At 37.0% G+C, this 15844-nt stretch carries 17 protein-coding genes; 6 read left to right on the top strand and 11 right to left on the bottom strand.

Annotation, left to right across the window (positions count from 1 at the left end; all coding sequences use genetic code 11):
- Nucleotides 1-221 precede the first annotated feature (221 nt).
- Nucleotides 222-569, top strand: coding sequence for a PadR family transcriptional regulator (locus tag AB3219_RS10660; RefSeq protein WP_216753488.1), 348 nt, complete (start codon nt 222-224; stop codon nt 567-569).
- On the top strand, nt 556-1863 hold the full coding sequence (locus AB3219_RS10665) for a DUF4097 family beta strand repeat-containing protein (protein ID WP_367369442.1): 1308 nt from the start codon (nt 556-558) through the stop codon (nt 1861-1863). The genes AB3219_RS10660 and AB3219_RS10665 overlap by 14 nt, the downstream gene beginning before the upstream one ends.
- Nucleotides 1864-1913: 50 nt before the next feature.
- Here the strand turns inward: AB3219_RS10665 and recQ are convergent, their stop codons facing one another.
- Nucleotides 1914-3698, bottom strand: a complete 1785-nt coding sequence (recQ, locus tag AB3219_RS10670) for a DNA helicase RecQ (protein ID WP_216763190.1) — start codon at nt 3696-3698, stop codon at nt 1914-1916.
- A 170-nt stretch (nt 3699-3868) separates the two neighbouring features.
- Between recQ and AB3219_RS10675 the strand changes: the two genes are divergently transcribed.
- Complete coding sequence (locus AB3219_RS10675; protein WP_216753485.1) at nt 3869-4258, top strand: hypothetical protein; 390 nt, start codon at nt 3869-3871, stop codon at nt 4256-4258.
- Between the two features lie 18 nt (nt 4259-4276).
- Here AB3219_RS10675 and AB3219_RS10680 read toward each other — a convergent pair whose 3' ends face one another.
- From AB3219_RS10680 to AB3219_RS10690, 3 genes are all read right to left on the bottom strand, one after another.
- Nucleotides 4277-4849, bottom strand: coding sequence for a histidine phosphatase family protein (locus AB3219_RS10680; protein ID WP_216753484.1), 573 nt, complete (start codon nt 4847-4849; stop codon nt 4277-4279).
- A 117-nt stretch (nt 4850-4966) separates the two neighbouring features.
- Complete coding sequence (locus tag AB3219_RS10685; protein ID WP_216753483.1) at nt 4967-5095, bottom strand: PEP-CTERM sorting domain-containing protein; 129 nt, start codon at nt 5093-5095, stop codon at nt 4967-4969.
- A gap of 79 nt (nt 5096-5174) precedes the next feature.
- A complete protein-coding gene (locus AB3219_RS10690; protein ID WP_216763191.1) occupies nt 5175-5720 on the bottom strand; it encodes a hypothetical protein in 546 nt (181 codons plus the stop codon).
- Nucleotides 5721-5848: 128 nt separating this feature from the next.
- On the opposite strand from AB3219_RS10690, the gene AB3219_RS10695 reads away from it, so the two are divergent.
- Nucleotides 5849-7027: an IS256 family transposase gene (locus AB3219_RS10695; protein WP_263795021.1), complete on the top strand. Its 1179-nt coding sequence runs from the start codon at nt 5849-5851 to the stop codon at nt 7025-7027.
- 228 nt (nt 7028-7255) lie between these two features.
- On the opposite strand, the gene AB3219_RS10700 is transcribed toward AB3219_RS10695, so the two are convergent.
- Both AB3219_RS10700 and AB3219_RS10705 read right to left on the bottom strand, forming a co-directional pair.
- Nucleotides 7256-7843 (bottom strand): peptidylprolyl isomerase, encoded by a 588-nt coding sequence (locus AB3219_RS10700; RefSeq protein ID WP_216762946.1) that lies wholly within the window; start codon nt 7841-7843, stop codon nt 7256-7258.
- 26 nt (nt 7844-7869) lie between these two features.
- On the bottom strand, nt 7870-9852 hold the full coding sequence (locus AB3219_RS10705; RefSeq protein WP_216753480.1) for an ABC transporter ATP-binding protein/permease: 1983 nt from the start codon (nt 9850-9852) through the stop codon (nt 7870-7872).
- A gap of 742 nt (nt 9853-10594) precedes the next feature.
- On the opposite strand from AB3219_RS10705, the gene AB3219_RS10710 reads away from it, so the two are divergent.
- Nucleotides 10595-11581, top strand: coding sequence for an alpha/beta fold hydrolase (locus AB3219_RS10710; RefSeq protein ID WP_367369443.1), 987 nt, complete (start codon nt 10595-10597; stop codon nt 11579-11581).
- A 142-nt stretch (nt 11582-11723) separates the two neighbouring features.
- On the opposite strand, the gene AB3219_RS10715 is transcribed toward AB3219_RS10710, so the two are convergent.
- A complete protein-coding gene (locus AB3219_RS10715) occupies nt 11724-12281 on the bottom strand; it encodes an NADPH-dependent FMN reductase (protein WP_057805040.1) in 558 nt (185 codons plus the stop codon).
- 115 nt (nt 12282-12396) lie between these two features.
- Nucleotides 12397-13230, bottom strand: a complete 834-nt coding sequence (locus AB3219_RS10720) for an SDR family NAD(P)-dependent oxidoreductase (RefSeq protein ID WP_260365751.1) — start codon at nt 13228-13230, stop codon at nt 12397-12399.
- 181 nt (nt 13231-13411) lie between these two features.
- Between AB3219_RS10720 and AB3219_RS10725 the strand changes: the two genes are divergently transcribed.
- A complete protein-coding gene (locus tag AB3219_RS10725; RefSeq protein WP_216753477.1) occupies nt 13412-13843 on the top strand; it encodes a hypothetical protein in 432 nt (143 codons plus the stop codon).
- A 54-nt stretch (nt 13844-13897) separates the two neighbouring features.
- On the opposite strand, the gene AB3219_RS10730 is transcribed toward AB3219_RS10725, so the two are convergent.
- The 3 genes from AB3219_RS10730 to AB3219_RS10740 form a co-directional block, all read right to left on the bottom strand.
- On the bottom strand, nt 13898-14281 hold the full coding sequence (locus AB3219_RS10730; protein ID WP_216753476.1) for an iron chaperone: 384 nt from the start codon (nt 14279-14281) through the stop codon (nt 13898-13900).
- Between the two features lie 144 nt (nt 14282-14425).
- The gene (locus AB3219_RS10735) at nt 14426-14824 is read right to left on the bottom strand and encodes a VOC family protein (protein WP_216762943.1); all 399 of its coding nucleotides are present in this window, start codon (nt 14822-14824) and stop codon (nt 14426-14428) included.
- A 120-nt stretch (nt 14825-14944) separates the two neighbouring features.
- Nucleotides 14945-15811 carry a LysR family transcriptional regulator gene (locus AB3219_RS10740; RefSeq protein WP_263749718.1) on the bottom strand — a complete coding sequence of 289 codons (867 nt, stop codon included), beginning with the start codon at nt 15809-15811 and terminating at the stop codon, nt 14945-14947.
- Nucleotides 15812-15844 lie beyond the last annotated feature (33 nt).

The following is a 15844-nucleotide window of genomic DNA, read 5'->3' on the forward strand; positions in this document are numbered from 1 at the left end:
TAATCATCGATACGCTGTTGCCAAATCCATTGTTTTCGTCATTCTACTTGCTCTCCTTTTTGTCTTAAATAGTAACTGTTACCATTTATATCACATTTTTTTAAATTTACCAACCATTTTGTATTTTTACTGTTTTCCACATATTACTTTGACACACACACAGTAATATGTGATACATTTTAAACAATCAAAAAAATCAACTTTAAGGAGGCCTAGAATTCATGCAAATTTCTAAGGATTTAATTCGGGGCAACACCGATACAATTATCCTTAACCTTTTGAATCAACAAGACAGTTATGGTTACCAAATTGCCAAACAGGTTAAATATCTGAGTAACGATGCGTATGAAATTAACGAAGCTACTCTTTACACCGTGTTTCGTCGTCTTGAAAAACACCAAGATATTGAAAGTTATTGGGGTGATGAAACGCAAGGTGCACGGCGTAAATACTACCGGATCACGGAAACTGGTCAACAACTATTGGCAGAAAATGTTCAACAATGGGATTTTTCAAGAAAAATTATTGAAAAACTAATTAAAGGAAGTATCGCTTATGACAAACATTGAAACAAAAATTCGCACAAAGTTAGATCAATTATTTATGACGTACTCACCCTCTACTGAGTTAACCGAACTAAAAGAGGAATTGGTTTCCGATCTTACTGAAGCTACCAATGACAATTTAACTGATGGTATGTCAGAAGATCAGGCGATTCAAAGCGCATTTGATCGTCTAGGCAATCTCGATGAACTTATTCAAGAAATTAATAACGAACAAAGCCAAGACACCGAAAGTGAAGATAAAACTAACCAGAAGAAAAACAGTGTGCACATTGGCAACCTAGATATTGAAAATGGCAAAGTTTGCTTAGGTAATCAAACGTTCGTTGATGGCGACAAGGTTGAAATTGGTAAGCTGCTTAAAGTTGATGGTGATAATGTCGATATCGGCAATGGCTTTATCAAAGTAACAGACGGTGACGTTAAAATTAATGGTAAAACCCCTTCAAAAATGTATATGGAATCCTTGTCACTTGTAAATTCTCAAGCATTTCCGATTCAAGATCTCACGCATATTAATGTCATTTATCGGGATGCCTCACTCACCATTCGCCAAACTGATGGTGATCAATTAATTGTGAACGAATATATGAGTCGCAACAATGACCGTTACTACTTACAAAACAGTGCTTCTGAGCATGAATTGACCATTCGTCAAGGCGACCGTCCCCTACTCTGGCATATCAACGTTAAAGTAAAAATTCTGATTCCTACAAATTATGCGCACTCATTAAAAGCTGATACTCGTGATGTCCGAATTCAGGTGCAAGATTTACACAATGAGCAGTTAAAGCTGAATGTCGTTTCGCATTCTGGGAGTGCCAACGCAGAACAGGTCAAAATTTCTCAATTTAACCTGGAAGCTTTTTCAGGATCAATCCATGGCAAAGACATTCAAGCAACTAATTTAGTTGCCTTTTCCCATAGTGGTTCAGTTGCGCTTGAGTCTGTCACAAGTTCGATGAATTTGAAGAGTAGTAGCGGCTCAGTACGTTTAATGCACGGAAAAGGCTCCGGTAAATTCCATACCAGTAGTGGTTCAGTACGACTTAATTTTGATCATTTAACTGGCGATGTCGCCGCTGATACACACAGTGGGTCTGTTCAATTGGCTTTACCAACTACCGTACCTTTTAATTTTGAACTGGATACCAAAAGTGGCAGAGCAAAGGTAAATGGCACGGCCGTTCTTGAGCATAGTGGTAGTGCCTATCAGATTGGTCATGTAGGCGAGCACCCTCATTATCAAGTTACAGGCCACACCCACTCTGGCGGTGTTAAATTGAATCTTGAAAACTAATAAAAAATCTAGGTTGAGTTCTTATTAAGAACCACACCTAGATTTTTTATCTATTTTTCTGCAGCTTTTTCAAGCACATCACTGTCACTTTTAAGTACTTCAATAAATTGACGACCATATTTTTCTAATTTTTGATTTCCGACACCTTTAACCTCGGCCATTTCACTAAGTGTTTGCGGCATCAACTCACACATCGCACGAAGTGTTTTGTCGGAGAAAATAACAAATGGCGGGACACCTTGTGCTTCTGCCAAAGAACGGCGTAGCATGCGTAACTTGGTGAACAACTCACTGTCTTCCAGAATATTCGTTTTCACTGGTACAGCCATTTTTCGAAAAACCTGTTCCTTACCTTGTAAAACTCTGACGCCAGCTGCTGAAAGTGATAAGACTGGATACTGTCCGTTAGAAGCTTGAAGATAGCCTGAAGCTGAAAGAAAATCAATTAATTCGGTCAGCTGTTTTTGTGCCTTGTTTTTTAATAACCCATACGTACTAAGTTGATCAAAATGAAATTGCTTGATGCGTTGATTTCTAGATCCCGCTAATACCTGAGCAATAAGTACTTTACCAAAATTTTCATGCATGCGTTTGACACATGATAGAACCTTTTGAGCCTCTACCGTAATATCTTGCGAATCACGTTCATCCAAACAGTTGCTACACTTGTCACAGACAGGACCATCTTCGCCAAAATAATTTAAGATATATTGTTGCAGACACTGTTGGGTGTTTGCATATTGCGTCATATCCTGTAATTTTTGATATTCTCGCCGTTTATTAGGTTCGTCCATTTCAGATTGATCAATGAAAAAGTGTTGAATTTGAACGTCATGCAACTTAAACAGCAAAATCACATCACTAGGTAAACCGTCACGCCCAGCTCGTCCCGCTTCTTGGTAATAAGCTTCCAAACTTCCCGGTACCTGCGCATGGATGACAAAGCGAACGTTGCTTTTATCAATTCCCATCCCAAAGGCATTGGTAGCAACCATCACCCGTTTTCGGTCGTACAAAAAATCCTCTTGATTTTGACGACGATCATTTTCCGTCATGCCCCCATGATACTTAGTGACACTAACTTTACGTTTCTTTAAAAGCTTAGTTAGTCGTTCAACTTCTTTACGGGTACTTGCATAAATGATTCCGGGCTCCGTTTTATTGGCATGCAGGTAATCTAATAAAAATTGATCACTATTTTGATCTTTAATAACCTGAAAAGAAAGATTGTCGCGCGCAAAGTCCGTTTTCACTTCATGATCTGCTTCAATATGCAGGCGATGTTTGATGTCTTCAGCCACTTTGGGTGTTGCCGTAGCCGTTAACGCAACCGTCACTGGATGTGTTGGTAATTGTGCAAGCGTGTCAGTTAAGCGTAAATAACTCGGCCGAAAGTCATGACCCCACTGCGAAATACAATGAGCTTCATCGACCGCCACTAATGCGATGTCAAGTTCTTGCAGTTGTGCCAGAAAATAACTGGAATCCAATCGTTCTGGCGCAATATACAGCAATTTGACTTGCCCATCAGCCGCCAATTTAAACCGTTGATTCATCTCCATATTATCTAAACTACTATTAATGAAAGTAGCCGGAATTCCATTTTCATTTAAGGCATCGACCTGATCCTTCATTAGCGCAATCAACGGAGAAATCACTAAAGTTAAGCCATCAAATAACATCGCTGGGATTTGATAACAAAGCGACTTTCCACCACCAGTGGGCATGATTGCCAGCACATTTTGGTCGTTTAGAATGTCGTCGATTACTTGTTTTTGTCCGTCGTGAAACGAATCATAACCAAATTTTTCTTTTAAAATTGTTTCTGGTGTCATACTTTGCCATTCTTTCTCTAAGATCTACTTATCCATCTTAACGGAAATCTCGGTAAAATGAAATTCCAGCTTACTAATTTTGTCAATTTTTCGTGCATAACGTGACGGAAACTCAGCAAAGCGTTATGATATGAATACTTAAACAAACTTTTGAAAAGAGGCTGCATCCTATGTCTGAAGCAAAAACTTCAAAAAAAATTGAGGAATTATCCAAACAAAAGGAATCTTTAGAAGCAGAAATTATTAAAAATACTCAAATCATCAATAACTTATATGCTCGTTTCGAAGTTTTAACTCGTCAAGAGACTGAACTTTCTAAAAAAATTACTCGTTCTACCAAAGAATACGATCAAACTAATGCAGATTTAGAAGCCAAAAAACTAGAACTGCAAAATAAAAATTTAGATCCACAACAATACCTTGCTTTGCAGCAACAGGTAGCTTCTTTAAATAAAGATAAACAAGATCTCCTGAAAGACTATCAGGAACTTCGAGATCGCTCTTTAGGACAGCGAATCAGCAATAAATTACCTGAACGTCATTACAGTCCTAAAAACTAAATACGCATTTTCACAAAATTATTTTGTGCTTTGAATAACTTCTTCTAAAGTAAACTTTTCCTCATCAAAGGAGAATTTCAAAATTCCGCAGTTAGTAAAACGTTGATTTAATACTTTTTCTGGATCTTCCCAAGCTTGTAGAAAATTCACACAGGCACCTGCGTGTGAAACAGCTAGCACATTTTGATGATCAGGCTTTTGCATGATTTTAGTTAAAGTTGCCACCATTCGGTTCTTAACTTGAGTCACGGATTCACCACCATAGGGAACGAAAAAAGTATTGTAATCCTTGCGAGATTTTGGATTTAAAGTTTCATCTTGAGCTTCAAATTCACCAAAATTCATTTCGCGTAAATTTTTTAACCGTGTGTAATCCATTTTGTGATGTGTCACAATTTCTAGTGTGTCTGAGCTTCTCTCTGACGTCGAACAATAAGCATGGTCTAATTGAACAGTATCATAGTACTTACTCGCCTCTTGAGCTTGCCAGATACCTTTAGAAGTCAAAGGTGAATCACACCATCCTTGAATTTTTTTACGAACATTAAAAACTGTTTCACCGTGTCGCATTAAGTACAACGTTTTTTTCATAAGATAGCCCCATTTTTGCTTTATTCTTATTATTAACTTACTTTTTTACTATAACATTTTAGACACAAAAAAAGCCGATCAATTTGATCGACTTTTTTGAATTAGGATAATTTTAATTTAGAATTCACGTTTGCGACGAACGCCAGCTAAACCAAACAATGCACCCATGGCACCTAAGATACTAGGAACAGCGACGGAATTACCCTTAAATGATAAACATTTAATAACAGAGTCTCTTTTTAACATGCCCTTTTTTTACTTAATATGTAATATTCTAGTACAATAAATCAAATTTTCCTTTGGCATTCACCTCAAAATCATGTACCTAAACAAGCTTTCCATTCTCAGTTTTATACGCCCCTACTTCGTAAACTTTCTTTTGCGAAACCGTACTTATTTTTGACTTAATAAACTTATACTGTTCAACATCTGATTCGGTTCCTTGTTTCGCGTAGTAGTTTTTAACAATCGCAACTGCCTTTGCTCCAGTCATTTCTTTTGCTTTCTTTTTTGAGAAAGCAAATTTAGAACTTTCTCGAGCTTTTTTTGCAGTTTCACTAGAAGAAGAATTTTCTGCAGATTTATCAAAGGATTTATTCTTTACAGAACTAAATAATCTGCCTGTTCGCGAAATTAGATTTAAATGAATGGTACTATTTTGATTGGAAAAATGTCCGTAACCTAAATCACCAGCTAACGCTATGATCAGAATTATTAGAACTAATCGGGTTCGTTTAATCACACGCGTTAATCCATTAATTGCGTTTCTTCCAGCCTTTTGAAGCGCATATTTTGAGTACGCAAAATAGAACACAACTAGAACTATGATAATTAAAAAACCTAATCCCCAGGCAATTAACTTATAATTCATTTCATACTACCTCCACTGCATGAGAGTATAAAATAGTTTGTGTAAATGAATAAAAGTCCTGTTGAAAAGGGAATCCCTTCCCCGTATGATTAAATCATCCAAATCAAACCAAAACGGAGGGATTCCCCATGGATCAGTTTACCAAAAATCTAACCAAAACTCTATTGTCAAATGGCGATGTTAAAGAACTTTTTCGTCAACAACTCGAAACGGCTATTAATCACATCTTGCAAGCTGAACTAACTGCCTTACTTGGTTATGATCCTTATGACCGCAGTGGCTTTAATACTGGCAATTCTCGTAATGGCCAGTATTATCGTTTAATTGACTCTGAATATGGTAAGTTGAAAATTGCTGTGCCGCGTGACCGTAAAGGCCATTTTCATAACCACCTGCTTCCTGCCTATTCTCGTCGTCAGGACGCTTTAGAAACAACAATCATTCAGCTTTATTCCAAGGGCGTTACGACTCGTGAAATTGCAGATTTGATTGAAAAAATGTATGGCTCTTATTATTCACCTACTACTGTTTCTAATATCACTGCTCAGGTAACAAAACAGATTGAAGCTTTTCATCAACGAACTATTAAGGCAAACTATGTTTGTCTTTTCTTAGATGCAACTTACTTACCTTTGCGCCGCGATTCAGTTCAAAGAGAAGCGGTCTATATTGCTTTAGGTATTACATCTGTCGGCATCAAAGAAGTTCTTGATTATCGAATCGCTCCAAGTGAAAATGCAGGAGTTTGGTCAGAAATAGCAGAAGATCTTAAAAAACGTGGATTAGAACAAGTCCAGTTGATCATTGCAGATGGAATGGTTGGTCTGCAGCCAGCATTATTGCACGCTTTCCCGAAAGCTAAATTTCAAAGATGCCTAGTACATGTTATGCGCAATATTGGTTCGCATGTGCGTTTAAAAGATCGTGAGGCGATCTTAAATGACTTCAAAGAGTTGCATTCAGCGACCGATGTAACTGCAGAACACAAGATCTTAAATGATTTTTATGGTGCATGGGGGAAATCGTATTCCAATCTGATCCAGCAACTTAAATCCATTGAAAATGAACTATTAGCTTTCCTGAGTTTTCCCCCGGCCATTCGACCAACAATTTATTCAACCAATATCTTAGAATCACTGAACAAAAGAATCAAACGCAAGACCAAACCAAAGGAACAATTTCCAAACGAAAAATCTTTAGACAATTTCATTGGAGTTCAAGTCATAAGCTATAACGAAAAGTACTTCAATCGTAGCCATCGCGGATTTGGTCAAGTCAAAGACACGTTAGAATCACTTTTCGATTAATACTTTATTTTGCCAGGAGAAGGGATTTTCATTTACACAAACTTCTTGACACTCCCCACTGCATCGCTAATGAATTTCATTATATCAGTTATATATCTATAATAAACACAACTTATAGTATATTTCTTCATTTTTCAACAGATTGATCACTTTCAGTAAAAAACAAATTTCATTTATAAAAAAACGCGATGAACAGAAAACCTGCAAATATCGCGTTTAATCATAAATTTATTGTCCGTCAATCGAAATTGTTTTAATTGTCACATCTTCGTTGGGCTTATCTTGTGCATCCCGCGCAACATTGCTGATATTCTCAACAACGTCCATACCTGTCACCACTTGGCCAAAAACTGTATGTCGATGATCAAGCCAAGGAGTTCCTCCCTGTTTATAAGCCTCAACGACCTCACTTGGATAACCTGCTTGTGCCATACTATCAAGCATATCAGCCGAAACGTGTTCATTGGAAACAATAAAGAACTGACTGCCGTTAGTATTGGGACCAGCATTAGCCATGGATAGCGCACCCTTCATATTAAAGACTTCATTTGAAAATTCATCTTCAAATTCATGACCAAAAATACTTTGACCACCTGCACCTGTTCCAGTTGGGTCGCCACCTTGAATCATGAAATCAGGAATCACACGATGAAAAATAATGCCATCATAGTAACCTTGCTGTGCCAAAGTTACAAAGTTTTCAACAGCTTTTGGTGCTTGTTCTGGAAAAAGTTGAACTAGCACATCACCTTGATTAGTTTGAATTGTTGCCTTTGGTCCTTTTGCATTTTTTAAATTAAGTTGTAGATATGTCATATTAAATCTCCTTAAATTTGTCTATTTTAATCTGCTGATAATGCATCAATTGGGTTCAAACGGGAAGCTCTTCGTGCAGGAAGAAGTGCCACTATAAACGAAATGACAATCGCAATGATGACGGTGAACAACACATTTCCCCATGTAATTTGAACCATATTAAACTTGACGATCTTGTACAATACTTGATTAAGCAAGATGCTAGCTCCGTATGCCAAAATCAATGATAAGGCAGCTGAGAACAAGCCAATAAAGACAGATTCGGCCGTAAACAATCGTCGAATATCTTTTCTACGTTCACCCAATGCCCGCAAGATACCAATTTCTTTGGTTCGTTCCGAAACAGACATGTACATCGTCACAATAATCATCAACGCAGAAACAATTAATGAAATACCAGCGATGGAAGCTAAGATAATTGACGCAACTGAAACATATTGATTAACCGTATCAAGAATATCGCCAACCGTTATTGCCCCCAGTACATACTTGCCATTTTCCTTAATGTTATTAACTTGTTTGGCAACTTTTTTGACCACATCAGAATTACTTGCGTTTACAGACACAAAGTTTGCCTCTGTTGTTGCTTTTGCCTTTTCCAATATATTCTTCATCGTTGCATAATTAGTACCAGTAATCGATCCAGACTGCCCGCCGTTTGCAAAACCAACCACTTTCAGTTTAGCAGTCACTTGCACTGGATTATTATGAGCGTCGATCCAAGGTAAACTCAGCTTGATCGTCTTACCCAAAAGTTTTTTATAAGTTTTATCACTAGTCAGTGCAATTGCCTGTGATTTATCGATCACGATTTCATTCTTACCAGGTTTGTGCCCAGTTTTTACCGTATCGCTTGCATAAGCCTTCGTCCATGTTTGAAACCCTGATCCATTTTGAGTTTTCTTATTATATGCCAATGTAAAGGTACTAAACTGGTATCCAGGTTCCACTTCATCAACATTTTTTATGTTCTTTAGTTTTTTAACCTGTGAATCCTTAATCAGCAGCTTTTCTGGATTACTTGCATACTGACTAATTGACTGCTGTAACTTCGTCATACTTGACTTCTTACCGCTAGGATTTTTCAAAACCGTCACCGATTGTGGATTAACCATTGAGGTAATCTGATTTTGAATGTAAGCACTAACTCCATTACCAAGTCCACTAAACAGTAATACCGCGAACAAACCAATTGCCGTTCCTAACATAATTAAAGAATTGCGCCAAAAGTTGAATGACAAATGTTGAAATGCATTTCGGTAACTTGCCGCAGCTGAAAGTACTTTAGGCTTAAATGCCGGTTTTTCGTCAACAACTGGATACGCCTCTTTGATACGGGTATCACCATCAATTTTTCCGTCAACTAAATGAACAATTCGGGTTCCGTGATCTGCTACTTCTTCTGAATGGGTAACCGCAATAACAAGTTTTCCTTGTGCCGCAATCCCACTCAAAATTTCCAGAACTTCCGCTGTATTTTTAGAATCCAAAGCTCCGGTTGGCTCATCGGCAATGATAATTTGCGGATCACTTGCCAAAGCACGTGCAATTGCCACCCGTTGTTTTTGACCACCGGAAAGTTGGTTAGGATGTTTCTTTAAGTGTTCACCCAAACCGACTTGCTTCAATAAATCAATTGCACGTTTTTTTCGTTCACTACCGCTTAAAGTAGTCATATTTAAAGAAACCAAAACATTATCCACAATGTTAAGATGACTAATCAGATTATAGGACTGATAAATATAACCAATTGTTCCTCGTCGATAGTTATCAAGTTGCTTTTCTTTTTTATGATCTAACTTTTGGTCGTTAAAAATAACCTGACCTTCAAAGTTACGATCTAGTCCACCGATGATATTCATCAATGTGGATTTCCCACCACCAGATTCACCGAGGATGGAAACAAATTCGCCAAGTTCAAAATTCAAATTAATGCCATTTAATACTGGGAACTCTTCTTTACCTAAATAATACGACTTATGAATGTCGTGAAGCTCAAGAAATGCCAAAGTTAATCGCTCCTATTCGTTTATTAATGATAATTTTGCTATCGTTCAATAGCAATAAGAAATTAGATTACATTAATACCATGTTTTTACCTAAAGGTTGAAAGTATCAAAATCACTTCAATAACTGCTGTTAAACGACTTAGACTCAAAAAAATAGTTTAACTGCCGTCCTGCGGCTCACATGGTCTGGAACGGGGTGGGCACGATTTGAAGCCAAGAGGAACACTTGTCTTCAAACTCGGCCTTATCCTAAGTAATAAATTACTAAGGATAATTTCACCCCTGAGACCAATCGCCTCCGGACTAAGAATGTTTGATGCTTCAATGATGCTCAGTAACGCTGCTATAACAAACTTTATATCGCTGTATAGATTGCAAAGATTAGACTTAGTCTGGAAGCAAATGGGCTCAGTAGTGACATTTATCTTAGCGGGTTTCGCTTAGATAAAGGCCGAGCTTAGAGACGTGTACTTCGGCTCTAAGTCGTGCCCACTACGTTCCAGCCCGGTTTTGCTGGAAGACGGCATTTAAATCTAATTTTGTTACCATGGACACTTTTGTATCAGACAATGAGATGCGTTTTTGTGCTTTCAACCTTTAGTTTTTACATTAAAAACCTATCTTTTCATAGAACGGTAGCTAACTATATAGATTTGAATAGTTATTGTCAATCAGAATGATAAGATTTTTTTAGTAACCGTATTCATTTCAGTTGCAAAGTTGCCACTAACTCCTTAAGCTGATGTTAAACAAGACAATTAATCAAATCGAGGTGTTTTCAATTTTGACAGTTTTTTCAAATCCTGGTGTTCATTTTCAAGGTTATTTAACGCTCAATGGTATTCAACAATGGGTAAGCATCGTTGGTCAAGCAACGACCAATCCAGTGTTGCTCATCATTCATGGTGGTCCGGCATCTACCTATTCTGTTTTTACCCGAGCAACGCAACTCTTTTCACAAAAGTTCACAGTTGTCCATTGGGATCAGCGTGGTGCCGGCAAAACCTATCGCAAACAGCCCGTTGTTCCGAAAAGTTTACAAATTTTGGTCAACGATGGCATCGAACTTTCCAAAAAAATTAAACAACTTCTACCGAAAGCACCAATTATTTTACTAGGAAGTTCAATTGGAAGCATCACTGCTAATTTGATGGTGCAACAGGCTGAATCACTCTACACTGCATATATCGGAACCGAACAAATGACCAGATCTTCACATCAGTATGCATTTAATCAATTAATGTTTGAAACTAGTCATCGCTTTTTAAAACAAAACTGGTTACAGAAATATCCATTTAATGCAAATACTTGGTCTGCAAAACAAATCGAAACATTTAATATTTTTTCCGCGCTTCAAAAAACAAATGTTGATAATATGGTAACTAATCTGTTTATTCCGAACTTATTGCAATGCCCAAGTTATGGGCCACAAGATTATATTGCTTTTGCTAAAGGGATGATTGCTTCATATAATAGTCTGCACACAGAACTGGATACGTTTGATTACAATCGACTTTTGACTGAAACAAATTTACCATTTTACATTTTTCAAGGCGAACATGACCCGATAACGCCAACACAAGCAACAAAAATTTATTTTAACCATATAAAAGCACCCAGAAAAAAGATGATCATTGTTCCGGGAACTGGTCATTTATGTATGTTTGCAAGACCACGCTACTTTATCGATAAAGCGAGTGAACTGCGCCGTTTAGTATTAGAAAAATAACCATCTCGTTCAAACAAGTTTGAGTGATCCACAACACTCAAAGTATCGTATCTCAACAAAATCACCAAAACCTCAAAAAAACAGCTATCAAATCCAATAAAGTGGCATTGATAGCTGTTTTTCAATCTTTAAAAATTTAATTTTAGTCTTTAAATCGGTTAATTAAGTCAACAAACGTGTCCATTGCACTTTGTAAGAAGCCGATGGTTCCCTTGTTGGTAATCTTTAAATTATCGTCTAAGATATTGGTGACATTGCCTAAATATACTTCTGGTTGTTGAACGACCGGCATGTTCAAGAATACCAATGATTGACGTAAATGATGATTGGCACCGAAACCACTAATTGCACCAGGTGAAACACTCAAAATGATAGCAGGTTTCTTGTCCCACACACTGGCACCATAAGGACGTGAACCAACATCAATAGCGTTCTTTAAAACTCCAGGAACTGAACGGTTATATTCTGGTGTGGCAAAAATTACAGCATCAACACTTTGCATGTCTTCACGGAATTTTCTCCAGCTTTCAGGCACCCGATTTTCATCATCTAAATCTTGATTGTAAAGATCTAAATCACCAATATTAATTTTTTTTACAGTATAACCATCTGGCAATAATGCAGCGGCTTGTTCCGCAACTGCCTTTGTATATGAACCCTTACGCAAACTTCCTACAATTAATCCAACTGTTGTTGACATAAAAAATACCTCTTTTCTTATTTACTATTAGTAAGTATAACGATTTTAAATAAAAAAACCAACATTTGTTCTCGATTGTATTAAAAATACTTTTTTCCAAATTAGAAAACTGCTTTTATTTCTGATCTGATGACAATGAAAGCTCTTGACGTGATTTTATTTCTTCTATTAATTCACTTAGATTACTTAAGCCACCCTCATAAGCAAATTCACCAAGTGGTAAATGTTTTGGTAAGTTTTGGCCTGCATTCACCTGATCAAAAATAATTTTGGCAATGATTGCTGGATCACCAGGTGCATCCGTAACGGATTGATCGGTAGTTTCGACCGAGTCTTTAAATTTCGCATAATCTGCAATACTTGGGACAACTTTTTTAGAAGAGCTGCCGGCCCAATTTGTACGTGCTCCACTGGGTTCAACCGTGAAAACTTTGATACCCAGATCAGCAACCTCTTGTCGTAACGTATCTGAATAACCTTCAACAGCATACTTAGAAGCACTGTAATAACCCATTGTAGGTAATGTTGTTAACGCCAAGGCAGAAGAAATATTTACAATTGTGCCACTCTTTTGTTTTCGAAAATTAGGTAATAAAGCTGTCGTCATATTCACTAAACCAAAAAAGTTCACTTCAAACATGTGACGCACTTGTTCCATGTCACTTTCTTCGATTGTTGAAAAATAGCCGATACCGGCATTGTTCACTAATACATCCACATTGCCAAAACGATCAAGAGCCTGTTTTGCTGCCTGTTTAATTTGAGATTCATTAACAACGTCCACCAACACTTTTTGAATTTGTCCATGGTCATAAGCGTCAAGGTAGTCTAAATCAGTCATTTTTCGAGCAGTTGCCACCAAGTTAGTATCCACAGCTTGAGCAACAATTGTAGCAAGTTCTTTACCAAAACCACTTGAAGTTCCTGTAATCATCCATGTTTTTGCCATAATATGTTTTCTCCTAATTCGTTAAATTTACTCCGGTAATAATGCTTTGTTAGTTTAACCATTGATAGAACGAAGATCAAACATTTTAACTCGAAGCAAAGTTTTGACTTTCTAATGATTTTTCCATTGGGTTGCGCTATGCTTCTTTTAACAGAAATTGATCGATTATGGAGGTGTTGATATGAAAGCCTTTCGTTACATTGCTCGCATGATCACACAAACTATCTATGCTGCCCTGCTCATCTATTTTTTTAGCGCCGACAACAATTTCGAATACCACTTTACCATTAATTGGTTCATTATCTGGTTGCTTGTTTCTTGGCTTTGCCAATTTTATTTAATGCATTTTTCTAAACTATTGGTCGGTCCAAATTCTTCTATTCAACAACGCGGTGCTAAATACCGCCTAAATGATCACATGCGCAATCATCAAAAGGATAAATGGGGTGCCGTTAATACCTATAATATGAGCGATACCATCGATTCTGCAGAAAATGATTCTGATAGTTTTCTATACAGCATTGTGATTCACTTGGTTTATAGCCTTTTGGGACCGCTCATTTTTATTATTGTATTTGGTTTTCACTGGTATAAAAAGAACCAACAAAAATAAATCTACCTCTCAATTTGAGCGTAGATTTATTTTTAGTTACCAGGGATTTTATTTTCACGTCCGTTTTACGGGTCGCCAGAATTTGTCAATTTTAGCTTTGTCCTGAATGTTAAATTCAATCATTTGCTTCAATAGTTCATAATTAAATGGTTGGTTCCATGGCATTCGTACGATTCCCTTCGTATGATCAATCTTTGCAGCCTTCAAATCATCTTCAAAATGACTGATTCCAGCCTCTTCTGGCGTAAATGCCATATGCTTTTTAGAGATACTAAACCCAACAATAAAAGTACCATGATCAGTGAACATCGGTTGGTTCCAAGCAATTCGTGTTTTTAGTTGTGGAAAAGTTTCACTTACCCAAGTCAATACCTCTTCAACACGAGCACGATGTTTTGGATCATCAATCGCACTTATAAAGTCTGTAAAAGTATTCATGTTCTCTGCCTCCTGATGATTATTTTAAAGTCAGTATATCGTATTTAATTCTGACTTCCTAATAAAATGAAAACTAGAAAAATAAGAGATTGGAAAATTATTTTCTCCAATCTCCTTACATTATCAAAACTTATTTTTTAGTAGTTACATTGCCATCCAAGAAGCCGATAAAATATTGCCATCTGGATCTTTAACTTCCAGTTCATACATCTGTTCTTCGGGAATTCCCAATTCCACGTGATAGAAATCACCACCGTTTTCCTTGGCGGTTTGCGCAAACTTTTTCACTTCTTCAATACTATCCATACTAAACGCAGTCATCGAGCCACTGACTTCTTGAGTATTTGCCACCATCTGTCCACTCAGAAATTGTTGATAAAAATCATGTGTTAACAACATAATCCAGATATTGTCATCCCACATCATCCCCGCACCATTTTCATCAGAGTAATCCATATTTTGTTTAAACCCAATCGCTTCATAAAACTTGATAGAACGTTGCATATCAGTCACAGGTAAATTAATAAACACCATTTTTGCCATTGATTTATCCTCCCAAAAAATTCTGTCTGTCAGGCTTTAACTAAGTTATACAAACAATAACATTTTCCTTTTATAAAGCAATTATGTCATATAAAAAAAACGCAAGCAAAGAAAGTGCCTCTATCCAATTAATGGTTGAAAACACGTAATAAAATTAGTCATCATTTCAGTTTTAAGAGCTTCTTTGCGCACTAATAAATGCGCATGAATACGATTTTCAATATCTGTGGATGTTTCAACTAAGGTCCCTGAATCCAAACTTGCTTGCACCATTTTACGCGGTAGATAACTAAAGCCCAAGCCGTTCTCCACTGCCGTCACAATTACCGCAATACTCGGCAAAGACATCGTTTTGAACTTTCGTTGATGTTGTTGCCACATGGTCGTTTCAAATTGATTACGGTAACTACATTCTGGTTCATTGATGATAAAAGTAGCTGTTTTATCATTCAATAAATCATCGTATTTTTGTGCTTTCGTACTTTGAACCAAGACCATATCCTGTAACCCTAAATCAAAATCCTTCAAATCTTGACTAGGTTGACTGGGCCACATCATAAAAGCAACGTCTACTTTTTTATTCACCAATAGTTCTTCGTTATGCAAACAGGTGGCATTTTGAAGCTGTATTGAAACTAGTGGATTGTGCTGAGTAAACATTTTAATATACGGCATGATCATCGAAACGCTCAAAGATTCGGGTGCCGCAATTCGTAAAGTGCCATAATTTTGATGCTGTTGAGGCCAATTTTTAAGAGTCGCAAAGTCAGTTAAAGTTTTTTCAATGATGGGCAGTAGTTGCTGACCAATATCCGTAATCTTCACTTGACGACCTTGGTAAAGGACCATCTTAGTCCCCAAATCCTCTTCCAAAGCACGAATTTGCATAGAGACTGTTGATTGTGTATAGCCTAACAATTTGGCTGTTTTAGAAAAACTGTGGGTTTCTGCAATTGTTTTAAAAGTCATTAAGTGTCTTATTTCCATGTTCATCATCTTCTTTATCATTTCTTTTGATAC

The organism is Pediococcus ethanolidurans (genome assembly GCF_964062635.1).
Taxonomy (GTDB): domain Bacteria; phylum Bacillota; class Bacilli; order Lactobacillales; family Lactobacillaceae; genus Pediococcus; species Pediococcus ethanolidurans.